Genomic DNA, 12,526 nt, shown 5'->3' with positions numbered 1-12,526 from the left:
GTGGGCTATATTTACCAGCACGCCCGGCCGGGCAGTGTTTTTATGCTGGGCAGCCTGGTAGCATTGCTGGGGTTTGTAAACCAGTTCACCAGTGTATTTCACGATATCGCCTACCAGTATACACAGGTAGTTCAGTACAATACCGATGTGCAAACGGCCCGCTTTATTACAGATGCCTACCAGGAACATCATCTGCCTGAGAGCGGTAGTGGCCTGCCGCCGAACTGGCAAACCATTGTTATAAGCGGACTCAATTTTTCGCATAAGGCTGCCTACTCGGCCGCAGAAAAAGCACACAGTCTGCACGGGATAAACATCAGCCTGCAGCGGGGCAAACGCATTGCTTTTATTGGTGAAAGCGGCAGCGGAAAAAGTACGCTGATGGCGGTGTTAAGAGGTTTATATGAAACTGAGCCCGGCATTCGCATTACAGTAGACGATGTGCCGGAGACAGATACGGCCCGCCTTGCTGAAAGTATTACTTTATTTCCGCAGGAGCCGGAGATTTTTGAAAATACGATTGAACACAATATCACACTTGGTCTGCCTTTTGACCAACAGGATATTGATGATGTATGCTACACGGCGCATTTCACAGAGGTAGTAAAGCAATTACCCAATGGATTGCAATCCGGTATCCAGGAGAAAGGTGTCAACCTATCCGGAGGACAAAAGCAGCGACTGGCACTGGCCCGCGGCATATTGGCCGCCCGCAGCAGCGAGATTGTTTTGCTGGATGAACCCACCAGCAGCGTTGACCCTAAAACAGAAGTGCAGATTTATGAAAAATTGTTCAAGGCCTGTGAAGGAAAAGCGGTTGTTTCTACCTTACACCGGCTATACCTGTTGACCTATTTTGATTACGTGTATATTTTGAAGGATGGTTACATTGCCGGTGAGGGAACATTTGCTGATTTGAAACAACACAGTATTTTGTTCAACGAACTGTGGAAACACCAGGAGAAGGAGCGTGATGCGGTGTAAAAGCATGTAAACATGCTATCCCGGGATACAGCCGGATGCTTTCCTCTGCCGCAACGATCATGGAGCCGTATATTTGTCTTTACATGTTAGCAAGGTTCTGCTATTTTTACATTCACTAAAAAATACAACGATGTGCCTCCTCGCCGCTTCCCGAAAAATGCCCGTTTTTACTTTTTTACTTTTGATGATTGCATCACTGGTTACTGCTCAACAGGTAATACAATTGTATCCCGGCAAAGCCCCGGGATCTGAGAGCTGGACCTGGCAGGAGAAAGACAATAATGACAACATGTTTAAAACGCGGGTAGTGTATAATGTTGCACAGCCAACACTTACAGCCTATTTACCGCCCGCATCTGCAGCCAATGGCACGGCTGTTATCATCGCTCCGGGTGGTGCTTTTCATACGCTGTCTATAGAAAGTGAGGGCATTGAAGTAGCCAGGTGGCTCAATGCAAAAGGAGTGGCGGCCTTCGTTTTAAAATACCGGTTGGTGCATAGCCTTACCAATGATCCGGTAGCAGAACTCTCAAAAAAAATGGGTGATTTTAAAAAGCTGGATGAAGAAAATGATAGCGTGGTTACCATGGCTATTGCCGATGGATTAAAAGCAGTCGCATACGTTCGCACCCATGCGGCTGAATACAATGTCAGTCCAAAGCGAATTGGTTTTATGGGCTTTTCCGCAGGAGGTACAGTCACCATGGGCACCGTATTTAATTCAACGGCAGCCGACAGGCCCGATTTTGCGGCACCCGTTTATCCTTACATCACGGCACTTAAAAATCAAACCATTCCGGGGGATGCGCCGCCCTTATTTATTTGCGCCGCAACGGATGACCAGCTGGGGCTGGCATCACACAGCACTAATTTATACAACGCATGGATTGCTGCCAAAAAACCGGCCGAGCTGCACATGTATGCAAAAGGTGGCCATGGTTTTGGCATGCGTAAAAACGACATCCCAACTGATACCTGGATTGATCGTTTTGGCGATTGGCTGGAAGAGCAGGGATTATTATGGCCCGTACATCCAACAGGGTGGATGCCAAATGTTACACCAAAACAGGTAAAGCAGTGGCAAAAGGAAGGTGAAGAAAGGGTAAAAAATGATTGGCCTGATATTGGCCATTTTGCGGCGGACAACAAGCAACTGGTGCCACCCAAAAAAGGAGAACAAAGAGTTGTCTTTATGGGCAACTCCATCACCATTGGCTGGAAAAATATTGACTCTGCTTTTTTTGCAACGCATGGGTATATTAACCGCGGTATCAGCGGACAAACAACGCCGCAAATGTTGTTGCGGTTTCGCCCGGATGTGATTGATTTGAAACCTGCAGTAGTGGTGATACTGGCAGGAACCAATGATATTGCCGGCAATACAGGGCCTGCCACCTTGGAATCCATTTTGGGTAATATCAGCTCTATGGCGCAACTGGCAAAAGCAAGTGGCATAAAAGTAGTGTTGAGTTCTGTGTTGCCAGTGTATGACTATCCATGGAAACCAGGCTTGCAACCGGCAGAAAAAATATTCACCCTCAATAAGATGATTAAAGCATTCGCTGACAAAAATGATTGTATTTATCTGGATTATTTTACACCAATGTCAGACGAACGAAAAGGATTAAAAGCAGGGCTGGGAGATGATGGTGTGCATCCCAACCTGGCGGGCTATAAAATAATGGAACCTTTGGTGGAGCGTGCTATTGCGGTAGCGCTTGATGTTCAAAAATCAAAAGTAAAAAGTAAAAAATAAAATGCAGTGTGCATTTTTGCCAGGGCATAGCAGATATTATACTACTAAAAATAAGAAAGATGGAATACAGAAAATTGGGTAACTCCGGGTTAACCGTTCCGGTATTAAGTTTTGGTACGGCAACTTTTGGTGGCGGCAGCGAATTTTTTAAAGCATGGGGAAGTACACAGGTGGATGAGGCAACGCAGATGGTGAACCTTTGCCTGGATGCAGGGGTCAATTTATTTGACACGGCCAATGTATATTCGGGGGGTGCTGCTGAAGAAATTCTCGGTAAGGCGATCCGTGGAAAAAGAAACCAGGTGTTGATTTCTACCAAAGCAACATTTCCTATGTCGGATGATATCAATGATCATGGTTCTTCCCGTATGCACCTGGTGAAAGCCTGCGAAGACAGCCTGCGGCGGCTGGATACAGACCATATTGACATTTACCATATGCACGGCTTTGATGCAGTTGCCCCCATAGATGAAACGTTGAAAGCATTGGACAACCTGGTACAATCTGGTAAGGTGCGTTACATTGCCTGCTCTAATTTTTCGGGCTGGCATTTGATGAAATCTTTGTCTGTTTCAGAACGATACGGCTGGAGCAAATACGTTGCTCACCAGGCCTACTATTCTCTGTTGAGCCGCGATTTTGAGTGGGAGTTGATGCCACTCGGAATCGATCAGCAAATAGGTACCATTGTATGGAGTCCCCTCTCCAGCGGTATGCTCACCGGCAAGTACAACCGCAACCAACCGCTGCCCGCAGATGCCAGGGTAGCGCAGGGAGGAAGTCCCGTGCCGAGCGAAGCAACCGATCTTGAAAGACTATATACCATCGTAGACTCATTAAAAGAAGTAGCTGCTGAAGTAAATAAAACAGTCGCCCAGGTTTCGCTGAACTGGCTGCTGCAAAGGCCCACCATTTCCAACATTATCATCGGCGCCCGGAACGAAGAACAACTGAAACAAAACCTCGGTGCCGTTGGTTGGAACCTTACACTGGAACAGGTAAAAAAATTAGACAAGGCAAGCGAACAAAGATTAGCATACCCTTACTGGCACCAGGCCCAGTTCCCCATGCTGCAATCTTTACCGGATTTGTATGGTGGAAAGCAGAAGGCTTAAGGCAGAAAGCAGAAGTAAAAATAAAAAGTAAAAAGGTAAAAGCAAAAGCCTGTTTGATGAAACTGATATTTTCAAATTATCTCTCCGCATTGAAACAGTAACTGGAAAAGTCGCTCTCTTTTTCTCCGGTTCAGACTTAGCCGGAATTGAAAAAATGCGCAGCATTCCCGATAGCTATCGGGATTTTCAAAGGGGAAAAGCAGCGGCGTTCCAGTTACGCAGCCCGCCGGCTGGAGGTAAAGCTTCAACCAGAATAGAATAGGCAATAAGTTAGTGCTTCAATGTTTACAACCATCTAGATAACCAACATTTTCATTCGTATAAAACAAAAATAACGATCATGCCAAACAGAAAAGATTTTCTAAAACTTAGTGCCGCCCTTGCTTTTGGTGGACTTGTACTTCCCCGCAATGCTAAAGCTTTATATCCTGCGCCAGCCATGCCCCCGGTTGGATTACAATTATTCACTTTGTTCAATGTAATGGATGATGATGTAAACGGTTCATTAAAGAAAGTGGCAGACATTGGCTACAAAGAAATTGAATCGGCTTTCAGCAAAAAAGGTGGTTATTACGGATTAAAACCGAAGGAGTTTGCGGCCTTGATAAACAGCCTCGGCATGTCATGGAAATCGCATCATGTGCTGGGTGCACCTTTTAAAATGCCGCCCGGTGCAAAAAATGCCAACGGGTGCAGATGGCAAACCACTCGTGATTCCACCCATGCGGAATTTAAGAGACAATATGCAGGCGTTGGTAGATGAAGCAGCAGAAGGCGGAGTGGAGTATTTGGTATGCGCCAATACGCCCATCAATACATTGGATGATATTAAGTCTTCGATTGAAGTATTAAACAAAACAGACGAAGCCTGTAGAAAAGCAGGAATAGGTTTTGCTTACCACAACCATGATGCGGAGTTCAGAGCCGTGGAAGGACAAATTCCTTACGACCTGTTTTTAACACAAACTAAAGTAAAGATGGAACTGGACCTTGCCTGGGCCGTAAAAGGGGGCAAAAATCCCGTAGATATTTTTAAACAAAATCCCGGCCGCTTTCCACTGTGGCATGTAAAAGATCTGGATGCATCCAGGGAAAATATTTTACCTGTAGGAGAGGGCACCATCGATTACAAGCCCATATTTGACGCCGCTTCCATCGCGGGCATGCAACATTTTTACATTGAACACGACATGCCAAAAGATCCCTGGGCAAGCATGACCACCAGCTTTAAAAATTTGACTAAAATGCTGGGATAAATAGTTGTAAGTAATACCACAACTATAGACCGATCGCTGCCATGGTGGAAAATACGGCAACTTAATTGCAAATCGTAACGCCTATAAGCATTATGACCGGGCTATTGCAAATGGATGTTCCGCTGCCGCTATAAGCACTTTACAGACTGTAGCTCTTATCAACAGATAGTACTATATTACGTTATGAAACAGACTGTTTTTTTTACCCTATTGTTATCGGTTATTTTTCTTTCTACAGCAAATGCACAGGTCCTTGAAAGGAAAACAGTACATATGGGTGAGAGCCTATCGGCACAATTCTATTATCGCTTTCCCACATTTGCTGATGCCAGCGTTAAATTAAAAAGTGGTGGAGCCGGTCCATCGAAAATGAACTTTAATTTACTGGTATGCGAAATGCAATTTATAGATCCGCATGGTGATACACTCAGCATTGCAAAGCCACAGGATATAGACAGTATCTCCTTAGGTGGCAGTATCTTTTTTTACAAAGACGGTTACCAGGAGCAGATAGCCTCCACCAATAGTGTGAAGCTGCTGATAATACGAAAAGTAACTTACGAGCCCATTGAAATAGGCGCCATGGGCCTTCGCACCCGTACTGGCGTTGGTATAAAGAATTACAGTTCATTAATAGCAAACTCGGTAGAAAAACAACTAACCCTGAATGTTGATATTGATATTGCAATGGAGACAACCTATTTTCTTAATACCGGCAACGAAATGTTAAAGGCGGGTAAGTCGGCCTTCCTTACGATGTTTCCAAAAAACAGCGACGCTATCCAGGGCTATATAAAAGCGAAAAAGCCTTCTTTCAATAAAGAACAAGACGTAAAAAAACTCTTTGATTATTGTGTCGGCCTGCAATAATCAAAACTGGTTTAATGAAAATAAAAGCCCTGTCACAACTGATTGCAGCCATCTTCCGGGCTATAGTCAATACGCTACCATCAGCCTTTTTAGCCAGTTAAATTTTTCCGTCAAATTCTTACGTTCTGATGAATTGTTAAAATGAAAAAACCATTAGAATATCTGAATTAATTGCATTTACTTTGAAATACAAAGTGCTTTGTATTTATTAATATTTAAAACGCAATTATGAAAACAAGTAAACAATGGATTGAACATTTTGATCAGAATGCCTTAAGGCAGCGGGTAGACTGGCATTTAGAACCAGCTGTTTCGGTAACTGAACTGTCGCAGATTGTACATTCCCTGCAGGCCTGGCAGTTGGGCGAAACATCGGATGGAGCGCATTTAATTCATGCTGCTACATTATATGCCTCCCAAGTTAACGACCCGCATTATGTGCAGGCAGTGCAACTTTTTATAAAAGAAGAACAAAAGCACGGCAACAATTTGGGCAGGTACCTCGATGCAATTAATCAACCAAGAATTGGTAAAAACTGGGGCGATACCTTGTTCAGGAAGATCCGGTATTTTAATACCAGTATGGAAATATGGACACTGGCTGTTATTACGGTAGAAAGTGCGGCGCAGGTTTTTTACCAGGCACTGAAAAACGCCACCAATTGTACACTGCTGCAACAGATTTGTACAGACATACTGATTGACGAAGCATATCACATCCATTTTCAGGCAGAAAGAATGGCCATTATTTTTGACAGCAAAGCGGCCGGTACCAAAATATTCAGCCGCTTTTTTTATCCGCTGTTCTTTTTCGCTACGTCGCTGCTGGTTTGGTTTGCGCACCAAAAGTTATTTAAAGCGGGCGGAACAAACTTCAGTAGATACTGGCGCAGCATGCAATGCAAATACAAGAAAACATTGCATGATGTAGCCTTGTCAAAAAGATTGCTAGTTTCCTCACCACAAACTATAAAATACCAAAATGAAATGGAGGTAATGATTTCCTGAAGATATATCCGGGTGAACCTGAAAGCATCTTATTTACGTGACTTTTCTTGTATCTGTAGAGCCGCCAGCTTTCAAAAGTTGGCGGCCAGAGACGAGCTGCGGCCTGAATAGTTGCTCAACGGATCACAGTTACTTTTAAAAATGTAGCCGGGATGGAGGTTGTATTTTGGGTGCCGGTTTTATTCTGACTGTTAAACAACTGTTCTAACTCCTGTTGCAATGCTGCAGCCTTGCCATTTTTTTCTGCTGCTTCAAAGGCATTCATGGTTGGGCCGTAATAGTTTTTAAACTTGTCAACAAATGTTGCGGGAGAATAGTCAGCGTTGAATGTAAAGGTTTCGTTGGAGAATGAAATATTTCCTGGTGCTATGCCTGCGCTGACAAAACGTTCGGTTACATGATTCGTTACACCCCATAGCATCGGGCTGACAAAACCTTCCGGTGGTGGTGGCATGTAGGCTGAGCTTATTTTTAAGATCTGCGCCACCAGGGTGGGGTCTCCCGGTATCCAGTTACCCATAATAATTTTACCGCCAGGCCGGGTTACCCTAACCATTTCCCTGGCTACATCAACCGGCCTTGGTGCAAACATCGCCCCGAAAATACTCACTACCAGGTCGAACGACTCATCGCGGACACCGTTCAAATCACTCGCATCACCTTCGCGAAAAGTGCAATTACTGAGTCCTGCTGCCTGTGCCCGCTTGTTGCCTGCAGCAACGAGGTTACTGGCAATATCTACTCCTTGCACATCGGCGCCGAGTTGGGCAGAAGGCAAAGCAGTAGTGCCGTCTCCGCAACCCAGGTCAAGCATGTTAATGCCGGGAGTAATACCGAATGTTGCAGCCAGTTCGGCTCCGCTTTCCCGCATGGTTGCTGCTATGCGGGTAAAATCACCTTTTTCCCACAATGCTTTGTTTGGATTCATGTTGTTTGAATTTTAAGATTTGTAATTGGTTTATTTGTTTCCATTTCAACTCTGCTGCCGGATGAAAGAAAAAACCATTGGCTATTTTGAATGATCCTGCGGGGAGCTGAACTGGCCGCATGAACACCTTTTTGTTCATTGCATAACAAAAGTATTCGTCCATTTAAAAACAGCCTTTGCTGCAAAGTCCAGATGTTGTACTTAAAAGTTCAGAAGGAAATTTATTTGGCTGCGGCGGGGGAGATGCCAAAACGTTCTTTAAAGGACCGGCTGAAATGGGAAGGGTTTTCAAAGCCGCTTTCAAATGCCACTTCGCTTACCGTTTTATTCTTGTTGCTAAGCAGAAACCTGGCATGCTCCAGCCTTTTTTCAAGCAGCCATCTGCCTGGCGTATTGTTGAATTGTTTTTGAAAGTCACGTTTAAAAGCAGAGAGGCTGCGGTTGCTCAACAGTGCATACTGTTCCAGCTTCAGGTTAAAACAGAAGTTGTCATCCATTACGCGTTGCAGCGATACCGATTGAGGTTCGTTCATGAGCGAGCAGAAATAGGCAAGCGCTTCTTCATTTTCAGGATTGTCTGCGATGGTTAAAATAAGTTCCCTGAATTTTAGCTCCAGCAACGATTTGTCGGGTTCTGCCGTGCCGGAAAAATATGCGTACATCGATATGAAAAAGGACTTGAGTGTTTCGGTAGAGTTCAACTTCATTACCGGCTGATATATGCTGCCAGTTTTTGCTATGGGGGCCGATCTGTTTTTAAGTGTATTGCAAATAAATTCATCTGGTATAAAAAACAGCACCACACAAAAACCAATATCGAAAAACTGTTCCAAAATGCAGGCGCCCTTTCTTACCAATACACAGCTGCCTTCCCCGATTTCATAAGCACCCTGGGCAGTATGCCATACTTTTTTTCCTTCCAGCACATAAAATATATAATTTTCATGGCACCACAAATCAGCCAGTTTATTTTGCATTAACCGGGCCTCGGGCGGACAATTGAAAATAGTAATCAGTGAATCGCCACAGCTGAACTGGCGGCAATACTGCGGATACGTTAACACTCTTTCCTGGAAATTGACCATGCTATTTTGTTAGTACAGTAAATTTAATGATTGCAGGCAATACCATGAAATGGTTGTTCATCGCAGCGCTAAATCTAACTGACTGTACAAAACCGGATGCCCAATCAGGAAAATGTACCCGTAACGTTGCAGGGTATCTCTTTTATCTGCGATGATCAGCCTGATTTTGGGGAATGAAGTCATCCCGCAGAGGGCACAAATTTTCGCAGCTGTTGTTTTTTGATTACAAATTACAGCAGCAAAAAGAGAACTACCAGGTACTCCGGAAGGCTTGATCCGGTGTTCAACAGCTATTGTATCGACATGTTTTTCGCTATACCTTCTTCGGGACTCCTTCGGGACTTCTTCGGGACAGCTTCGGTAATTCCCGAACATGTATCGAACAAGTCCCGAAGCAGGTGCGTTGAAAGCCTTTTGCCGGGTAAACAATTAATGCCGCAGTTTGAAAAGGGTGCAAGTCTACCTTCCATACAGCAAAGCCTCTTTCGCGGGGTGGAGAACGAACTATTTTTCCTTCGCAACCCAACTAATTATTTTTTGTGTAAAAAAGGAGATATATTAGCTTTCAATTTGTCATTCCCGCTGACAAGAATAAGATCATACATTTCAATACGCATCTTTACCAATCTACTCCCTACCAAACAAATATATTTTTCTCGAATTAAATGCAGCGTTATCCAGGATGCCATTACCGCATGTCACTCGCCAGTGCGAAGTAATTGAGGAAGGCTTAAAGCTCCGTCATTTGTTTACCCCGGAGGTCGTTGCTTTGTCGTGAAAAAATATCAACCCTGGCTTCTATTTTTTAACCCAAACAACTAAACCCGCTTATTATGAAGCAGACGATCTTTTGTTTTATTCTTGTGTCCATATTATTTAATTGTTCCTGCACCAGCCCCGTAAAAAGCAGGGTAGATCAGATAAGTGCAACAGCAGGGAATGATTCGGTAGAAGTAAAGCTTCAGTTGGTAAGTAAAACCATTGCCGCCCCGGTTGAATTGAATGTACTGCCCGGTACAAGCCACCGGATGTTGATTACAGATAACAGTGGTAAAATCTGGATGCTGAAAAATGATTCGGTACTGCCGGAGCCCTTCCTGGTTTGTAATAATAAGCTTGGGCAACGGGATAAAAAATCACCCCTGGGATCCATTTTCAGTGTCGCCATTCATCCGCAGTTTTCATCCAATGGTAAATTGTATGTTTGTTATGCGGCACCCTCTTTGTTACACCCGGCAACAGGCAAGCTGGTTGTTTCTGAATTTACTTCCGGCGGTAGCAGTAAAGATTTGGCAAATGTGCAATCAGAATACCGCGTGTTTGAATTAGAGGGCGAAAACATTACGCACAATGGTGCCCAGGTGGCTTTTGGGCCGGATGGTTACCTCTACATTTCTATTGGTGACGACCAGTTGGGTGATAGCCAGTATGTTTACCATGGACAGGATTTGAATTTTTTTAACGGAAAATTATTGCGCATTGATGTAAATAAAAAGCCTTACGCTATTCCTGCTGATAATCCTTTTGTAACCACCAAAAATGCGAAGCCCGAAATCTGGGCGTATGGTTTTCGTAAAATGTGGCGTTTTTGTTTTGATGCTTCAACCCATCAATTATTTGGTGCAGACGTGGGACAGGAAAAAGAAGAGGAAATTGATATTGTTCAAAAAGGATGCAATTATGGCTGGCCACTGAAGGAAGGTGACAGCAGTTTTTTAAGAATGGATAGCTCTAACCAAAGCATCTTTACGCCACCCATTTATGCCTATACGCACAAAGAGGGTATTTGTGTTATTGGCGGTCGTTTTTATTATGGAAAACAATTTCCCGCACTTGATAAAAAATACGTGTTCGCCGATTTTAATGGAAATATGTTTGCCCTTGTGAAAAATGAAAAAGGAAACTGGTTAAGGCAGCCATTGAAAATTTTAAATAAGCCGAAAGACCCCTTTTTAATTTGCGGGGTTAATGTGGATGAAAATAATGAATTGTATGTAATGGGTTTACTGCAAACAAAAACGGGGATAACAGGGCTCGTTTATAAAATTGTAAAAATATAAAGGGCGATGCTTCATCTTTTTTATTTCGTGTGTTACAAAAGAGCCCTGCCTTTGATGGAGAAGAATATCAGGTTGCCTGTTCAATGCGTTTTGTTTCGTAGTGAAGCGCAATTACGCCACAGGCAAAAGTTTTAGACGCTACAAATTTCAATTGAGTCGCCTCAGTTATATCTTTAAATAGCGGCATGCCCTTTCCCAAAATAATAGGATTAACAAAGAGCCAAAACTCGTCAATGAGTCCTTCTTTTAATAACGATTGTGATGCACCGGGGCTTCCAAAGATGATGATATTTTTTCCGTCTTGTTTTTTTATTGTATTGACGTTGTCTGCAAGCTGGTCGCTGATAACGGTGGTATTGTCAAGACCTTTTTCACCCAATGTTCTTGATAGAACGATTTTTGGAACTTTGTTATACCAGGCCGCATGTTCTTTGTCGTGTTTCGATGCGTTGGGTTGTTCACCGGCAGTTGGCCAATAACTTTGCATCATGTCATACGTTACCCGTCCATAAAGAGCAGCGTCTGCTTTGTCTGTCATGGTAGCAACAAAGTCAAATATTTCTTCGTCTACTTTTATCCAGTTCATTTCTCCGTTAGGCCCGGCTACAAAGCTGTCAAGCGACGTGTGCATAAAAAAAATTAAATTCCTCATGTTGGTATTTGTTTAAATGTTAAGCGAATTTGTTCGTTCGTTTTTACTGTGTTTCTTCATGTTTGCATTGTCGCCAAAAGTTGCTGGTGACATTTTGCTTTACACAATTAAAAATAGTGCATTGCATTAATCCATCAAAAACTGTGTATTACTTAATCTGCTTCAAGGCAGGTTCCTGCAACTTATGCTGGCTGCCTGATTAAAATATTTTGTGCAGAGATATCGCCCCGGAAGTGATTAAATGGAATACCCGGCGCGGTACAAGGTCATAATAAGTGTACATCCAGTTTTTTTATTTTGTCTGCCACAGTACCAAACTCAAACAGCCGGAAAATGGCCGACAGGGTTTTTACAGCGGCACCGGGGTGCAGTATTTGGTTGCTGAAATCCGTTACACTTCTATCCCTTGCAATAATATAGTTTTCCTTTTCAGTTATTCCGCTGCCGGCATTATAATCAAGCGCAGATTGCCACGCGGCGTCCCGGGCAATGTTCATCGAGAAGCCTGCGAGATCATTTTCAAACTTACCCATGTTCAATTGACTGATGAATTTGCTCAACGGCCACATGCTGAATAAACTGGCTTTCACCTCGTTGATCAAATCGCACAACACCGTATTGATTTTGTTGAAATCGGCATGGATATTTTCTATGTTGCCACCAGGTGAAACGGTTGCTGCGGCTATGCCGAGATCAAGCCCGATGTGTGCATTCATACCCAGCAACAGGTGATGCATTACCATGGGCTGCCAGGTATTGCAGGCATCAAAAGCAAATTTCCAGCAGGCGGTACATTTTTTGTGTTGGGTATA

General features: G+C 43.6%; 12 protein-coding genes. 8 read left to right on the top strand and 4 right to left on the bottom strand.

Annotated elements, in window-relative coordinates:
* The 7 genes from JWR61_RS03565 to JWR61_RS03535 form a co-directional block, all read left to right on the top strand.
* A partial coding sequence (locus tag JWR61_RS03565; protein ID WP_301926484.1) for an ATP-binding cassette domain-containing protein occupies positions 1-984 on the top strand: 984 nt, incomplete at its 5' end.
* Positions 985-1,114: 130 nt separating this feature from the next.
* Complete coding sequence (locus JWR61_RS03560; protein WP_301926483.1) at positions 1,115-2,740, top strand: GDSL-type esterase/lipase family protein; 1,626 nt, start codon at positions 1,115-1,117, stop codon at positions 2,738-2,740.
* Between the two features lie 59 nt (positions 2,741-2,799).
* Positions 2,800-3,855, top strand: a complete 1,056-nt coding sequence (locus JWR61_RS03555) for an aldo/keto reductase (protein WP_301926482.1) — start codon at positions 2,800-2,802, stop codon at positions 3,853-3,855.
* Between the two features lie 340 nt (positions 3,856-4,195).
* On the top strand, positions 4,196-4,618 hold the full coding sequence (locus JWR61_RS03550; protein ID WP_301926481.1) for a hypothetical protein: 423 nt from the start codon (positions 4,196-4,198) through the stop codon (positions 4,616-4,618).
* Complete coding sequence (locus tag JWR61_RS03545) at positions 4,536-5,111, top strand: sugar phosphate isomerase/epimerase (protein ID WP_301926485.1); 576 nt, start codon at positions 4,536-4,538, stop codon at positions 5,109-5,111. The genes JWR61_RS03550 and JWR61_RS03545 overlap by 83 nt, the downstream gene beginning before the upstream one ends.
* 273 nt (positions 5,112-5,384) lie before the next feature.
* Positions 5,385-5,981: a hypothetical protein gene (locus JWR61_RS03540; RefSeq protein WP_301926480.1), complete on the top strand. Its 597-nt coding sequence runs from the start codon at positions 5,385-5,387 to the stop codon at positions 5,979-5,981.
* Between the two features lie 228 nt (positions 5,982-6,209).
* Entirely contained in the window at positions 6,210-6,989 is a 780-nt protein-coding gene (locus tag JWR61_RS03535; protein WP_301926479.1) for a ferritin-like domain-containing protein, read from the top strand.
* Between the two features lie 115 nt (positions 6,990-7,104).
* Here JWR61_RS03535 and JWR61_RS03530 read toward each other — a convergent pair whose 3' ends face one another.
* Both JWR61_RS03530 and JWR61_RS03525 read right to left on the bottom strand, forming a co-directional pair.
* Complete coding sequence (locus tag JWR61_RS03530) at positions 7,105-7,917, bottom strand: class I SAM-dependent methyltransferase (protein WP_301926478.1); 813 nt, start codon at positions 7,915-7,917, stop codon at positions 7,105-7,107.
* Positions 7,918-8,138: 221 nt separating this feature from the next.
* The gene (locus tag JWR61_RS03525) at positions 8,139-9,002 is read right to left on the bottom strand and encodes an AraC family transcriptional regulator (RefSeq protein ID WP_301926477.1); all 864 of its coding nucleotides are present in this window, start codon (positions 9,000-9,002) and stop codon (positions 8,139-8,141) included.
* 833 nt (positions 9,003-9,835) lie between these two features.
* Here JWR61_RS03525 and JWR61_RS03520 point away from each other — a divergent pair.
* On the top strand, positions 9,836-11,062 hold the full coding sequence (locus JWR61_RS03520) for a sorbosone dehydrogenase family protein (protein WP_301926476.1): 1,227 nt from the start codon (positions 9,836-9,838) through the stop codon (positions 11,060-11,062).
* A gap of 67 nt (positions 11,063-11,129) precedes the next feature.
* Here JWR61_RS03520 and JWR61_RS03515 read toward each other — a convergent pair whose 3' ends face one another.
* A complete protein-coding gene (locus JWR61_RS03515) occupies positions 11,130-11,714 on the bottom strand; it encodes a dihydrofolate reductase family protein (protein ID WP_301926475.1) in 585 nt (194 codons plus the stop codon).
* 266 nt (positions 11,715-11,980) lie between these two features.
* The coding region (locus tag JWR61_RS03510; protein ID WP_301926474.1) for a DUF5995 family protein at positions 11,981-12,526 on the bottom strand (546 nt) is incomplete at its 5' end.

The sequence above is a fragment of the Ferruginibacter sp. genome (assembly GCF_028288465.1).
Taxonomy (GTDB): domain Bacteria; phylum Bacteroidota; class Bacteroidia; order Chitinophagales; family Chitinophagaceae; genus Ferruginibacter.
The sequence above is the reverse complement of the archived record's forward strand: the minus strand, read 5'-3'. Positions and strand labels throughout refer to the sequence as shown.

Bases quoted from the DNA above. Each gene is read 5' to 3' on its own strand.
- JWR61_RS03540 (WP_301926480.1), top strand. From the start codon at position 5,385: ATGGGTGAGAGCCTATCGGCACAATTCTATTATCGCTTTCCCACATTT.
- JWR61_RS03555 (WP_301926482.1), top strand. From the start codon at position 2,800: ATGGAATACAGAAAATTGGGTAACTCCGGGTTAACCGTTCCGGTATTA.
- JWR61_RS03545 (WP_301926485.1), top strand. From the start codon at position 4,536: ATGCCAACGGGTGCAGATGGCAAACCACTCGTGATTCCACCCATGCGG.
- JWR61_RS03535 (WP_301926479.1), top strand. From the start codon at position 6,210: ATGAAAACAAGTAAACAATGGATTGAACATTTTGATCAGAATGCCTTA.
- JWR61_RS03560 (WP_301926483.1), top strand. From the start codon at position 1,115: ATGTGCCTCCTCGCCGCTTCCCGAAAAATGCCCGTTTTTACTTTTTTA.
- JWR61_RS03525 (WP_301926477.1), bottom strand. From the start codon at position 9,002: ATGGTCAATTTCCAGGAAAGAGTGTTAACGTATCCGCAGTATTGCCGC.
- JWR61_RS03520 (WP_301926476.1), top strand. From the start codon at position 9,836: ATGAAGCAGACGATCTTTTGTTTTATTCTTGTGTCCATATTATTTAAT.
- JWR61_RS03515 (WP_301926475.1), bottom strand. From the start codon at position 11,714: ATGAGGAATTTAATTTTTTTTATGCACACGTCGCTTGACAGCTTTGTA.
- JWR61_RS03550 (WP_301926481.1), top strand. From the start codon at position 4,196: ATGCCAAACAGAAAAGATTTTCTAAAACTTAGTGCCGCCCTTGCTTTT.
- JWR61_RS03530 (WP_301926478.1), bottom strand. From the start codon at position 7,917: ATGAATCCAAACAAAGCATTGTGGGAAAAAGGTGATTTTACCCGCATA.